Here is a 13,390-nt window from a genome sequence, read left to right on the forward strand (position 1 = left end):
CACTTCATTAACTGTAGTGAATCTCGCCGGGTGTCGACTCCCGGTTGCTGGAGGCTTCGCATGCCGCTCAACGAAGAACTCGTCGCGCCCGCCGCCGAGGCGCTCACCAACCCGTATCTGGAAGGCCCCTACGCGCCCTGCGCGCAGGAGACCACGGCCACGAATCTGACTGTGCTGCACGGGGAACTGCCGGCCGACCTCGACGGCGTCTATGTCCGCAACGGCCCCAATCCGCAGTTCGCACCGATCGGCCGCTACCACTGGTTCGACGGCGACGGCATGCTGCACGCGGTCCACTTCGAGAACGGCCGGGCCACCTACCGCAACCGCTTCATTCGCACGGGCGAGTTCGATGCCGAGCACGCGGCGGGAACCGCGTTGTGGCGCGGCGTGATCGAACCCTGGGACCACAATCCGCCCGGTGACCGCCGCGAACGCAATGCGGCCAATACCGATGTCGTCTACCACCACGGCAATCTGCTGGCCCTGTGGTACCGGGCGGGCAAGCCCTACGCGCTCGACCCGGTCAGCCTCGAGACCCGCGGCGTCGACACCTTCGGGGGCACTCTGCGCGGCGAGGTGTCGGCGCACGCCAAGGTGGACGAGCGCACCGAGGAACTGCTGTTCTTCGATTACGGCATCCATTCGCCGTATCTGCGCTACGGGGTGGCCGACCCGGGCGGCACCGTCACGCATTTCACCGGGCTGGAACTACCCGGCCCGCGCCTGCCGCACGACATGGCGATCACCGAGAACCATTCGATCCTCATGGATCTGCCGCTCTACAACGATCCACGCGCGGCCGCGGCCGGCCGCTTCAAGATCTTCTTCGACCGCACGCTGCCCAGCCGGTTCGCGGTGTTGCCGCGGTATGGCGAAGGGGCGCAGGCGAAGTGGTTCGAGGCCGAATCCGGCTACATCTACCACACCGTCAATTCCTGGGAGGAGGGCGAGGAGATCGTCCTGGTGGTCTGCCGGGTCTCCGAACCCAGCCCGGTGTCCGACCGCGCTCACCCCCTGGCCCAGCTGCTGGCCTATCTGCGCCCGGAAGCCAAGCTGCACAGGTACCGCTTCAACCTGCGCACGGGCGCCACCAGCGAGGAGGTCATGGACGACGTCAACACCGAGTTCCCCGCCATCGATCAGGGCCGCACCGGCCGCGCGGGCCGCTACTCGTATCAGATGCGGCTGTCGGTCGACCGCACCATGATCTTCGACGCCGTCATCAAATACGACATCCGCACGGGCGCAAAGCAGACCGCGCCCTTCGGCGACGGCATCTTCGGCAGTGAGCTCACCGTGGTCCCGCGTCCCGGCGGCACCGCCGAGGACGACGCCTGGCTCACCATGTTCGCCCACAACAATCACACCGGTCTCGGCGAGGTGTGGATCTACGACGCCGCCGACCTCACCGCGGGCCCCGTGTGCCGCCTCGGCCTGCCGGTCCGGGTCCCGCTCGGCTTCCACGCCACCTGGGTCAGCGGGGACCGCATGCGCGCCGCCGCCCGCCCGCTCTCCTGAAAGAGGTTGCCCGCGTGCCCCTTCCGCATCTGAGTGTCAGCCTCCCGTACTGGCAGAACCGCGAACCCCTGGACGCCCTGCTGGTGGCCGAGGCCGCCGACAAGCTCGGCTTCCACCGTCTCTGGGTCGGCGAGATGGCGACCTTCGACGCTTTCGCCCTGGCCACCGCCATCGGCCGGGCACCGGGCCGGATCCGGCTGTGCCTCGGCCCGCTCGCCGTCGGCGTCCGCAGCCCCGCGACCATCGCCATGGGGACGGCCACCGTCGCCGCCCTCACCGGCCGCCCGGTCGACATCGCCCTCGGCACCTCCAGCACGGTGGTGGTCCGCGACTGGCACGGCCGCCGAAGGCACCGCACCGCACGGCATCTGGAGGAGACGACCCGTATCATGCGGGCTCTGCTGGCCGGGGAGAAGGTCGAATACGACGGCCTGATCGAACGCATACGCGGATTCCGCCTCCGCCTGCCCGCCCTGCGCTCGACCCCGGCCCGCAGCGGGTACGGACCGGATGGGTCGGCCGAGGTCGGCTGGCCCAGTGTGGGATCCGAGCACGGCCGGGCGTCCTCGAACGGCCATGGCCGAGAACATCGGTCGCGGGTCCCCACGGTCGGCCCGTCGGCCGGCGGCGAGATCATTGTCGCGGCCTTCGGCGAGCGGGCGCTGGAGGTCGCCGCGCGCTGCGCCGACCGGGTGGTGCTGAATCTGGTGACCCCGGCCCAGGTTGCCCGATGTGTCACCGCGATAGGCGAATTCGCCGCGCGGGCCGGGCGCGCGGCGCCGCCGGTCTCGGTGTGGGTGATCGCGGCCGCGGATCCCGACCCGGATATGTACACGACCGTCCGGCAGGGTGTCGTCGGATACCTGCGCGCCCCCGGGTATGACGCCATGTTCACCGAGGCCGGGTTCGCAGACGTGGTCCGGCTGGCGCACGGCGGAGCCCATCCGCGTGAGGTGCTGGCGGCCATTCCGGATGAATTGCCCGCGGCCGTAGGTATGTTCGGCGATACGCGAACAGTGGCTGCCCGCCTGGGCGAGTACGGGGACGCGGGGGCCGACGAGGTGGTCATCGTGCCGGTGACGACCGCCGACGACCCGGCCGGATATCGGACCCTCGACGCGCTCACCGGGATCGTTACGGGTTCGGGCCCCGGAGTGCCGGAGACTGGCGGAGAAGAGTCCGACCCGGAGTCGGCAGAACAGCGGAGGCATATCGATGAGTGAGGCGTTCGTCTATGACGCGGTGCGGTTGCCGCGGGGGCGGGTGCGCAAGGGTGGGGGCACCTTGGCGGAGGTTCCGCCGTACGAGTTGTTCGGGCAGTTGCTGGCGGCGCTGGAGGAGCGGGGCTGTCCGCCGGCGGCGGTCGACGACGTGCTGGTCGGGGTGAGTACCGCGGTGGGGGAGCAGGGCGCGAATGTGGCCCGGGCCGCGGTGTTGTGGGCGGGATGGCCGGATTCCGTGCCGGGGGCGGTGGTTTCGCGACTCTGCTGTTCCGGTCTGGACGCGGTGGAGGGCGCGGCGGCGCGGGTGGCGGCCGGATTCGCGGATGTGATCGTCGCGGGCGGGGTGGAGTCGATGTCGCGGGTGCCGATGCTGGCGGATCGGCCGGCCATCGCCGGGGACGCCGATCTGGGGGAGCGGACCGGGTTCGTCACCATCGGGGTGTCGGCCGATCTCACGGCGGCCGAGTACGGCATCACCCGGCCGGAGCTGGACGCCTTCGCGGTGCGGTCACATCGAAAGGCCAGCAGCGCGGCCACATCGGCGTCGGTGATCCCGGCACGCAAGGGCGGCACCGTGCTCCTCGCCGCCGACGAGGGGGCGCGGCCGGACGCGTGCGCGTCGGCCTTCGCCGCGCTGCCCACCCTGTTCGGAGCCGATCCGTCCTGGGAGCGGGTGGCCCGCCGGACGCCGCAGGCGCGGCGGCCCGTCGCCGGCCTGCACACCATTGCCACCGCGCCGCAACTGGCCGACGGGGCTTCGGCGCTGCTGCTGGGCAATCGGCGCGCCGAGCACATGCTCGGGCGGCCGCCGGTGGCGCAGATCGTGGGCACGGCCCAGACGGCCGTCCGCTCACCGCTGCTGACCGCGCCGACCAGTGCGGCCCGGGTGGCCCTGCAGCGGGCGGGCATCTCGCCCGCACAGCTGGATGTGATCGAGGTGAACGAATCCTTCGCCGTCACACCGCTGGTGCTCATGCGTGAGCTGGGAGTGGACGCGGCGCGGGTGAATCCGTCCGGCGGTGCGGTGGCGGTCGGGCATCCGCTCGGCGCGACCGGCGGGATCCTCATCGCCCAGGCGCTGGACGAACTGCGCCGCCGCGACGGCGAGCACGCGCTGGTCGCCATTCCCGCCGCGCTCGGGCTCGGCTCGGCCGTGGTGCTGCGCCGCATGACCTGACCCACCGCCCGCACTGTCACCGGACCAGCTGCGCCGTCACCGGACCAACTCATCACCAGGGAACTCCGATGGTCGAAATCTCCTCCTCCGCAACGACGTCCCCCGCCCGCCCGGTGCACGTCTGCCATCCGGCGGATACCGTGCGCACCTACCTCGAGCGCGGCTGGTGGCAGCCCGAGACGATTCCCGACGTCTTCCGCCACCGCGTCACCGAGGCCCCCGACGCGCCCGCCATCACCGACCCGGCCAACCTGGCGGACCTGACCGGCGCGCAACCGCGCACCCTCACCTGGCGCGAACTCGACGACCACGTCACCGATATCGCGGCGGTCCTGCTGGCCAACGGGATTCGCCAGGGGTCCACCGTCGCGATCCAACTGCCCAACTCGATCGCCCTGACCGCCGTGTACCTCGCCCTGTGGCGGCTGGGCGCGGTGGCCACGCCGATGCCCGCGTCGTTCCGGCGGCACGAGCTGTCGGGCATTGTCGCGGCGACCGCGGCCGAGGCCGTCATTACCGTTGGGGCGCTGGGAGATCGGGCACTCGCGGCGGAGGCCCGGACCGTTCTCGGCGGGCAGGGCGCTGTCTTCGCCTTCGGGCCGGGAGTCCCCGAGCAGGCGATCGCCCTCGACGGCCCGGTCGGCGCAGCTGCCCGCAAGCGGGTGCGCGACTACACCCGCACGCTCCCCGTCACCGTCAACGATCGCATCACCATCTGCTGGACCAGCGGCACCGAGGCCGCGCCCAAGGGCATCCCGCGCTGCCACGGCGACTGGCTCGCCGTGGCGGGCGGCGTCCAGGACGGGCTCGGCATGACCCCGGATTCGGTGGTGCTCAACCCCTTTCCCATGGTGAACATGGCCGGATTCGCGGGCTCGTTCCTGCCGTGGCTGCTGGCGGGCGGGCATCTGGTCCAGCATCACCCGCTGGATCTGCCCGTGTTCTTCCGGCAGCTCGCCGAGCACCGGGTCACCCACACGAGCATGCCGCCCGCGCTGCTCACCATGCTGCTGCAGAACGACGCCCTGCGTGCCCGGGCCGACCTGTCCTCGCTACGCACGGTCGGCTCCGGCGGCGCGCCGCTGCCGCCGCCGGTGGTATGCCGCTGGCAGGAGGAACTGGGCATCCAGGTGATCAACTTCTTCGGATCCAACGAGGGCGTGAGCCTGCTGGGCGCACCGGCCGATCTACCGGATCCCACCCTGCGCGCCCAGCATCTGCCGTATTACGGTGCGGCCGGCGTGCGCTGGTCCACCAGGCTGGCGGACCGGACGGCGGTGAAACTGGTCGACGTCACCACCGGGGCGACGGTCACCGAGATCGGCGGACGCGGCGAACTGCGCCTGCGCGGCCCGGCCGTCTTCGGCGGCTACCTGCCCGGCACCGCCACCGCCGAACCCTTCGACGACGAGGGATACCTGTGCAGCGGTGACGTTTTCGAACGATGCGGCGACGGCGGCCGGTACCTGCGCTTCGTCGACCGTGTGAAGGAGATCATCATCCGCGGCGGCATGAACATCGCGCCCGCCGAGATCGAGGGCCTGCTCATCGACCATCCCGCGATCGCGGATGTCGCCGTGGTCGGCTACCCCGACGCGGTGCTCGGCGAAAAATGCTGTGCCGTGGTCGTTCCCGCGCCCGGCGCCACCGTGACCCTCACCGACCTGGTCGAGCATCTGCAGGCCCGCGAGGTCGCCTCGTTCAAACTGCCGGAGCGCCTGGAGCTCACCGACACGCTCCCGCGCAATCCGGTCGGCAAACTGCTGCGCCGGGAACTACGCGCCCGGCTCTGACCACTCTTCGATCGCAGGAGGACCCCGTGTCCGTGCACATTCTGGGCGGCGGCCAAACCGATTTCGCCGTCAACTGGCACCGCGTCGGCCTCGGCTTCGACGCCCTGATCCGCGCCGTCCTGGACGAGACGCTCGCCGCCGTCCGCCTCGACGCCACCGCGATCGAGGTGATCCACGTCGGCAATGCCTTCGGCCAATTGTTCACCGGCCAGGGCCAGCTCGGCGGCATGCCCGCCACCATCCATCCGGAGCTGTGGGGCATTCCGGCCGCCCGCCACGAAGCCGCCTGCGCTTCCGGCAGCATGGCAGCCCTCGCCGCCATGGCCGATCTCGAATCCGGCCGCTACGACTGCGCACTCGTGATCGGCGCGGAGCTGGAGAAGACCGTCCCGGGCGGGCAGGCGGCCGCGTACATGGGCGCGGCGGCCTGGGCGGGTCATGAGACGCAGGACACCGACCTGGTGTGGCCGACCCAGTTCGCCGCCATCGCGGCCGAATACGACCGGCGCTACGGCCTCGATCCCGCGCACCTGCGCGCCATCAGCGCGCTCAATATCGCGAATGCCCGCTCGAATCCCCGTGCCCAGACCAGGAATTGGTCCTACACCGACGCGAGCTTCACCGCCGACGACACCGCCAACCCACCGGTGGCCGGCGTCCTGCGCCGCCAGGACTGCAGCCAGATGACCGACGGCGCGGCGGCCGTGATACTGGTCTCGGACCGGTTCCTGCAGCGGCACAGCACCATCCGTCCCGACACCACCGCGCTGATCTCGGGCTGGGGCCACCGCACGGTCGGCCTTTCGCTCGACGCGAAGCTCCGCGCCTCCGCCGCCGAACCCTATGTCTTCCCGCACCTGCGCACCGCGGTCCTCGACGCGCTGTCCCGCGCCGGTCTGGCCGATATCCACCAGCTCGGCGGTCTCGAGGTCCACGACTGCTTCTCCATGTCGGAGTACGTGGCCATCGACCACCTCGGCCTCACGGCGCCCGGCGAGAGCTGGAAGGCCGTGGAATCCGGCGACATCACCCGCACCGGCAGCCTGCCGATCAACCCCGGCGGCGGGCTGATCGGCATCGGCCACCCGGTCGGCGCGACCGGCGTCCGCATGCTCCTCGACGCGTACCAGCAGGTCACCGGCCGGGCGGGCGACTGCCAGCTCCCCGGCGTCACCCGCTACGGCACCGTGAACATCGGCGGCAGCACCACCACGGTCGCGAGTTTCATCGTCGAATCCGTGGCCGGCTGACCCGGGACGGCCCGGAGTCGCCGCCGCGCCGGGCGCGAGCCGTGCGAACCACGGTCACCTCTCACGCGGCGAGTTCGGCCCTCACCCGGCGAGTTTGGCGGGGTCGCGCACCGCGCCCCTATCGGCCGAGGTGGCGAGCAGAGCATAGGTTTTCAATGCGAGCGAGATCGCACGCTCGCGGTGGCGCGGCCGGTAGCCGCCGTTCGACTCCAATTCCATGCGGCGGGTGGCCAATTCGGCGTCGTCGACGTGGAGGATGAGGGAGCGCGACGGGATGTCGATGGTGATGGTGTCGCCGTCCTCGACGAGCGCCAGCGGGCCACCCGCCGCTGCCTCTGGGGAGATGTGGCCGATGGAGCAGCCGGAGGAACCGCCCGAGAAGCGGCCGTCGGTGATCAGCGCGCACTCCCGGGCCAGGCCCAGGCCCTTGAGATATGAAGTCGGATACAGCATTTCCTGCATGCCCGGCCCGCCGCGCGGACCCTCGTAGCGGATGACCAGCACGTCGCCCGCCTTGATCCGGCCGGACAGGATCGCCTCGACCGCATCCTCCTGCGACTCCACCACCACGGCGGGACCGGTGAAGGTGTGCATGTGCGCGGCCACGCCCGCGGACTTCACCACCGCTCCGTCGGGAGACAGGTTGCCGCGCAGCACCGCGAGACCGCCGTCGCGCGAATGGGCATGGGCGACATCGCGAATACAGCCCGCCGCGGCATCCAGATCGAGGGTGTGCCAGCGCTCGGACTGGGAGAAGGCGCTGGCCGACCGCTTGCCGCCGGGAGCGGCGTGGAACAGCTCCCGCGCCGCCGCGGAGGGGCGCTCGGCGCGCACGTCCCACTCGGCCAGCCAGGCGCCGAGTGAATCCGCGTGCACCGCATGCACATCGCGGTGCAGCAGTCCGGCCCGGTTCAGCTCGCCGAGCAGGGCCGGGATGCCGCCCGCGCGGTGCACGTCCTCGATCAGATAGTCGCCGTTGGGCGCCACTTTGCACAGACACGGCACCTGCAACGACATCTTCTCGATCTCGGTGAGCGTGTAGTCCAGCCCGGCCTCCTGCGCCGCCGCGAGCAGGTGCAGCACCGTGTTGGTGGATCCGCCCATGGCCAGGTCCAGGGCCATCGCATTGTCGAAGGCCTGGTGGGAGGCGATATTCCGGGGCAGGACCGAGGCATCGTCCTCGTCGTAGTAGCGGCGCGCCAGCTCCATGACCGTGCGTCCCGCCGCCCGGTACAGCTCGGCCCGTGCGGTGTGGGTGGCCAGCGTGGTGCCGTTGCCCGGCAGCGCCAGGCCCAGCGCCTCGGTGAGGCAGTTCATGGAGTTGGCGGTGAACATGCCCGCGCACGAGCCGCAGGTCGGGCAGGCGTTCTCTTCGATGCGCTCCAGATCCGCGTCGGACACCTCGGGCGAGACCGCCTCGGCCATGGTGACGATGAGGTCGAGGCGGCTGCGCACCGTGCCGTCGACCAGCACCGCGGTGCCGCCCTCCATCGGTCCGCCGGAGACGAACACGGTCGGGATGTTCAGTCGCAGGGCCGCCATGAGCATGCCCGGAGTGATCTTGTCGCAGTTGGAGATGCACACCAGTGCGTCGGCGCAATGCGCGTTCACCATGTACTCGATCGAATCCGCGATCAGGTCCCGGGACGGCAGCGAGTACAGCATGCCGCTGTGCCCCATGGCGATTCCGTCATCGACCGCGATGGTGTTGAACTCCCGCGCGATACCGCCCGCCGCCCGCACCGCCTCGGAGACCATGCGGCCGACCGGCTGGAGGTGGGTGTGGCCCGGCACGAACTCCGTGAAGCTGTTCGCGATCGCGATGACGGGCTTGCGGCCGATATCCGCCGAGGGCACGCCGCTGGCCCGCATGAGGGCGCGGGCCCCGGCCATGTTCCGTCCGTGCGTGACCGTACGGGAGCGCAACTCGGGCACGATGCCACCTCCTCCTCAATCTGCAACCGAATGGTTGCAACCGTGTGGTTGGAGTTTGCCACGACCGTGGGCCCGAACGCAACCGTGTGGTTGGAGATGGTTGGATGGACGCCATGGCGTGGGATACCGAGAGGACCAGACGGCTGCTGCTCGAGGCGGCGGTACTCGAGTTCGCCGAACGCGGACTCGACGGCGCCCGGGTGAACGCCATCGCGGCCCGCGCCGGGATCAACAAGGAACGCATCTACCAGTACTTCGGCGACAAGCGTGGCCTGTTCGAGGCCGTGCTCACCGATCAGCTCGAGCAGCTCGCCGCCGCCAGCCCGCTGACCGCCGACAAGGCCGGCGACCTGGCCGAGTACGCCGGGCACGTCTTCGACTTCCACCGCACCCACCCGCAGTTCCTGCGCCTCATGTACTGGGAAGGGCTGCAACCGCAGGACGGTCAGCTGCCGGGCGAGTCCGCCCGAGCCTCGCACTACGCGGACAAGGTCGCCGCGCTGGCGGCCGCACAGCGGGCCGGGACCCTCCCCGGCGACGTCGCGCCCGGCTATCTGCTGTACGCGGTCGCGGCCCTGGCCGCCTGGTGGTTCGCCGCCCCGCAGGTGGTCCGGATGATCCTGGGCGCGGACACCGATAATCCCGACGCCCTGCGGGCAGCGCTCGTCACCCTGGTGCGCCGACTCGAGGTACGGGACTAGCGCCGCGCCAATGCCCTCGAGGCTCCGGCCTCGCCGGACGCGAGCGCATCCGCGAGAGCGGTGAGAACCGGCGCGCAGCCGGTGTCGAGGGTGAGGGCGGCGAGATCGTGGGCGCGGGTGCGGCCGCGGTTGACGATGACGACCTGACGTCCCGACTTGGCAGTGCGGCGGGCGAAGCGCGGTCCCGACATGACCGTCAGCGAGGAGCCGACGACCAGCAGGACGTCGGCGGCATCGACCAGGTCGAAGGCGGCGGCGACGCGGGGCTTGGGGACGGACTCCCCGAAGTAGACGATGTCCGGTTTGAGGAGGCCACCGCAGTGCAGGCAGTCGACCATCCGGAATGAGCCGGTGTCGGCCACGACCGCGTCGGCGTCGGGCGCCACCTCGAGACCGTCGAGGGGAACCGATTCGGCGAAGCCGGGATTGGCGGCCTCGAGCCGCTCGGCCAATGCCATCCGGGAGGTGAGCGCGTCGCAGGTGAGGCAGCGGACCCGGGCGTAGACGCCGTGCAGGTCGATCACCCGGCGATGACCGGCCTTGGTGTGCAGCAGATCCACGTTCTGGGTGAGCAACCCGGTGACGATGCCCGCCCGTTCCAGACGGGCCAGCGCGCGATGCGACGGATTCGGCCGGGCCGCGTCCATTCGCCGCCAGCCCACATGATTGCGGGCCCAATAGCGTTGGCGGAACACGGGATCGCCGACGAACTGCTGATACGTCATCGGTGTCCGGGGCGGTGCGCCGGGGCTGCGGTAGTCGGGGATCCCGCTGTCGGTGGAGATGCCCGCACCGGTGAGCACCGCGACCCGGCGCCCGGAGACCAGGTCCAGCAGGCGATCGAGCTGCTGCGCGGAACCGGAATCGGGCATGCGGCCAGCCTACGACGCGTCCGTCGGGTGCCGCCGGTCACGTCGTGTCACATCCGCCGGCGCTGCGTCGTCAGCTTGGCAGGACGCCACCACAGCGGCGGCGCGAGACGAAGGAGATGGTCATCATGGCGAAGACGGTTCTGGTCACCGGCGGCACCGGCACCCTGGGCAGCCTGGTCACCCCGCTGCTGTGGGAGGCCGGCGTGCACCTGCGCGTGCTGAGCCGCACCGCGCGGGCGGCGCAGGACGGCATCGAGTACGTGGCCGGCGACCTGCAGACCGGCGCGGGTATCGCCGAGGCGGTCGCCGGCGTCGACACCGTCCTGCATCTGGCGGGCACCACCAAGGGCGACGGTGAGAAGGCCCGCATTCTGGTCGAGGCCATCCAGGCCGCGGGCGTGTTCCCGCACCTGATCTACATCTCGGTGGTCGGCGCGGACCGGATCCCGGTCGAGAGCGCCATCGACCGCCAGACCATGGCCTACATGGCATCGAAGCGGGATGCCGAACTGGTGGTGGAGAATTCGGGCCTGCCGTGGACCACCCTGCGCGCCACCCAGTTCCACGACCTGCTCTTCACCATGGTCTCGGCGCTGGGCAGGATGCCGCTGGTGCCGGTCTTCGACTTCCGCTTCCAACCCATCGAAACCGCCGAGGTGGCAGCACGATTGGTGGAACTGGCCCTGGGTGAGCCCGCGGGCCTGGTCGCCGAGATCGGCGGCCCGCGCGTCTACACCATGAAGGAACTCGAGCGCAGCTACCTGGAGGCTACCGGTCGCCATCGCCCGGTCTTCACCATGAAGGCCCCGGGCAAGGCGGCCCGCGCCTACGCCGCGGGCGGCAACCTCACCCCGGAGCACGCCGTCGGCGGCCGCACCTGGGAGGAATTCCTGGCCGCCAAGCTCGCGGCCGCGTGAGCGGACGACATGCGGAAACCGGTGTCAGCGCGGTCCGTTGGTGTTGAGGTACACCACCGGACCGTCGAACCGGCCGTGCGCGTTCATGTCCAGCAGCGCGGCCATGGCCTTCGCGGTGTAGACCGGCTCCAGCCGCATGTGCTCCCGATCCTCCGAAAGCGCCTGTGCCGTAGCTGCTTCCGGCATCGGATAGCCGTATCCGGGACCGAGGTAATCGGTGACGATATCCAGATTGGCGGTGGGGGAGAGGTTCTCGGGTAACCGCGCGCCGCGGGCCCGCAGCAGCCGCTCGGCACGGCCCGCCAGCTTGGCGAGCGCCGGTTCGTCGAGGCGCAGCGTGTCGTTCACGACCACACAGACCACCCGCGTGCGCAATCCGGCCAGCCGCAAGCCGAGTGACAACCCCGCCGCCGTCCCGCCCGACCCGACCGGGATCACGATGTGGCCCGGTTCCGGGAGCGCCCCGATGCTCACCTGATCCGCCAATTCCAGTGCGGCCTCGACATATCCGAGCGCACCCACCGGCGACGACCCGCCCGCGGGCAGGAAGTAGGGCGGTCGCAGGCCGGTGAAATGCCGGCCCAGCAGGTACGGAGCACTCAGGATGGTGCGCGCTTTGGAGTGGGTGAAGTGCAGCTCGGCGCCCGAGGCCCGCAATCGCTCGAGTTGCGCCCGCACATGCTCGTCGACCGGCTGATCCACCAGCGCCAGCACGGTTTTCAGCCCGTGTTCGCGCCCGTACAGCGCGGTCGCCAGTCCCCAGTTGGTGCCCAGCCCGCCCACCGTCACGATGGTGGTCCGCCGCCGGCGCAGTGCGTCGGGCAGCAGCCATTCCAGCTTGCGGACCTTGTTGCCACCCCAGCCGCCGTCACCGAAAGCGCTGTCGTCCTTGAGCCAGATGTCCGCGCCCGCCGTGTCGAGCGCCTCCAGTCTCCGCACCGGCGTCGGGCCGGTCCCCAGCCTCACATGGGGCAGGGTCCGCTGGAGCTCGGGATAGTGGCGATGCAGGTGCGGGGTCATCACGCCAACCATATCGACTGTCCAGTTTTTCGACGAGTGTGGCGGGCAGCACACGGGCGCCGAATTCGCTCCTGCTACGTTCCGAACTGTCATCAACTTCGGCAAGGAGAGTTCATGCCTGGTGTAACCGATCGCGTCGTCATTGTCACCGGAGCCGGTGGCGGACTGGGCCGGGAGTACGCATTGTTGCTCGCCCGCGAGGGCGCGCTGGTCGTCGTCAACGACCTCGGCGGTGCGCGCGACGGCTCCGGATCCGGGCACAATATGGCCGACGCCGTGGTCGAGGAGATCCGCGCGGCCGGCGGCACCGCGGTCGCCAACTACGACAGCGTCGCCACCGAGGAGGGTGCGAAGGCGCTGGTCCAGACCGCGATCGACAGCTTCGGTGCGGTGCACGGCGTGGTCAACAACGCGGGCATCCTGCGCGACATGAGCTTCGTCAAGATGACCGCCGAGGCCTTCGAGGCCGTGCAGCGCGTGCACCTGTTCGGCTCGTTCTACGTCACCCACGCCGCCTGGCCGCACTTCCGCGAGCAAGGATTCGGCCGCGTCGTCATGGCCACCTCCACCTCCGGCCTGTACGGCAACTTCGGCCAGGCCAATTACGGCGCAGCCAAACTCGGCATGGTCGGCATGATGAACACCCTCGCCATCGAGGGCCGCAAGTACGGCATCGGCGTCAATGCCGTCGCGCCCATCGCCGCCACCCGCATGACCGCCGACATCGCCTCGGCCGAGATGCTCGAGAAGCTGCCGCCGGCCCAGGTCGCGCCCATCGTCGGCCACCTGATGAGCGAGGACTGCACCGACTCCGGCATGGTGCTGGTGGTCGGCGGCGGCTCGGTGCACCGGACCCAGCTGTTCGCCAACCAGCCCGTGTTCTTCAGTGAGGTCCCGACGATGGACCAGGTGCGAGAGAATTGGAGTCGTATTACCGATATGTCCGACGCTCGGCCCGGGGTGAACCCAGCGGGCTGAGCC

Annotated in this window: 11 protein-coding genes; 8 read left to right on the forward strand and 3 right to left on the reverse strand. The window is 70.5% G+C overall.

Annotation, left to right across the window (positions count from 1 at the left end; genetic code table 11):
• The first annotated feature begins 60 nt into the window (after positions 1-60).
• The 5 genes from ABZV44_RS35730 to ABZV44_RS35750 all read left to right on the forward strand — a co-directional run bounded on the left by ABZV44_RS35730 (position 61) and on the right by ABZV44_RS35750 (position 6,964).
• A complete protein-coding gene (locus ABZV44_RS35730; protein ID WP_354846442.1) occupies positions 61-1,521 on the forward strand; it encodes a carotenoid oxygenase family protein in 1,461 nt (486 codons plus the stop codon).
• Positions 1,522-1,535: 14 nt separating this feature from the next.
• On the forward strand, positions 1,536-2,744 hold the full coding sequence (locus tag ABZV44_RS35735) for an LLM class flavin-dependent oxidoreductase (RefSeq protein ID WP_354846445.1): 1,209 nt from the start codon (positions 1,536-1,538) through the stop codon (positions 2,742-2,744).
• Positions 2,737-3,921, forward strand: coding sequence for an acetyl-CoA C-acyltransferase (locus ABZV44_RS35740; RefSeq protein ID WP_354846448.1), 1,185 nt, complete (start codon positions 2,737-2,739; stop codon positions 3,919-3,921). Before ABZV44_RS35735 ends, ABZV44_RS35740 begins: the two co-directional genes overlap by 8 nt.
• A 68-nt stretch (positions 3,922-3,989) precedes the next feature.
• Positions 3,990-5,714: a class I adenylate-forming enzyme family protein gene (locus tag ABZV44_RS35745; RefSeq protein ID WP_354846451.1), complete on the forward strand. Its 1,725-nt coding sequence runs from the start codon at positions 3,990-3,992 to the stop codon at positions 5,712-5,714.
• Between the two features lie 26 nt (positions 5,715-5,740).
• Positions 5,741-6,964 carry an acetyl-CoA acetyltransferase gene (locus tag ABZV44_RS35750; RefSeq protein ID WP_354846454.1) on the forward strand — a complete coding sequence of 408 codons (1,224 nt, stop codon included), beginning with the start codon at positions 5,741-5,743 and terminating at the stop codon, positions 6,962-6,964.
• An 81-nt stretch (positions 6,965-7,045) separates the two neighbouring features.
• Here the strand turns inward: ABZV44_RS35750 and ilvD are convergent, their stop codons facing one another.
• On the reverse strand, positions 7,046-8,899 hold the full coding sequence (gene ilvD / locus ABZV44_RS35755; protein WP_354846457.1) for a dihydroxy-acid dehydratase: 1,854 nt from the start codon (positions 8,897-8,899) through the stop codon (positions 7,046-7,048).
• A 104-nt stretch (positions 8,900-9,003) separates the two neighbouring features.
• Between ilvD and ABZV44_RS35760 the strand changes: the two genes are divergently transcribed.
• On the forward strand, positions 9,004-9,600 hold the full coding sequence (locus ABZV44_RS35760; protein ID WP_354846460.1) for a TetR family transcriptional regulator: 597 nt from the start codon (positions 9,004-9,006) through the stop codon (positions 9,598-9,600).
• Here the strand turns inward: ABZV44_RS35760 and ABZV44_RS35765 are convergent.
• A complete protein-coding gene (locus ABZV44_RS35765) occupies positions 9,597-10,472 on the reverse strand; it encodes an NAD-dependent protein deacetylase (RefSeq protein ID WP_354846463.1) in 876 nt (291 codons plus the stop codon). The two genes, ABZV44_RS35760 and ABZV44_RS35765, sit on opposite strands and share 4 nt — an antisense overlap.
• Before the next feature lie 125 nt (positions 10,473-10,597).
• On the opposite strand from ABZV44_RS35765, the gene ABZV44_RS35770 reads away from it, so the two are divergent.
• Positions 10,598-11,389 (forward strand): NAD(P)H-binding protein, encoded by a 792-nt coding sequence (locus tag ABZV44_RS35770; protein ID WP_354846465.1) that lies wholly within the window; start codon positions 10,598-10,600, stop codon positions 11,387-11,389.
• Positions 11,390-11,413: 24 nt separating this feature from the next.
• On the opposite strand, the gene ABZV44_RS35775 is transcribed toward ABZV44_RS35770, so the two are convergent.
• Entirely contained in the window at positions 11,414-12,409 is a 996-nt protein-coding gene (locus tag ABZV44_RS35775) for a pyridoxal-phosphate dependent enzyme (protein ID WP_354846468.1), read from the reverse strand.
• 114 nt (positions 12,410-12,523) lie between these two features.
• On the opposite strand from ABZV44_RS35775, the gene ABZV44_RS35780 reads away from it, so the two are divergent.
• Positions 12,524-13,387, forward strand: coding sequence for an SDR family oxidoreductase (locus tag ABZV44_RS35780; RefSeq protein WP_354846471.1), 864 nt, complete (start codon positions 12,524-12,526; stop codon positions 13,385-13,387).
• Positions 13,388-13,390 lie beyond the last annotated feature (3 nt).

Origin of the sequence: Nocardia sp. NPDC004860, assembly GCF_040609015.1 — a bacterium.
GTDB lineage: Bacteria > Actinomycetota > Actinomycetes > Mycobacteriales > Mycobacteriaceae > Nocardia.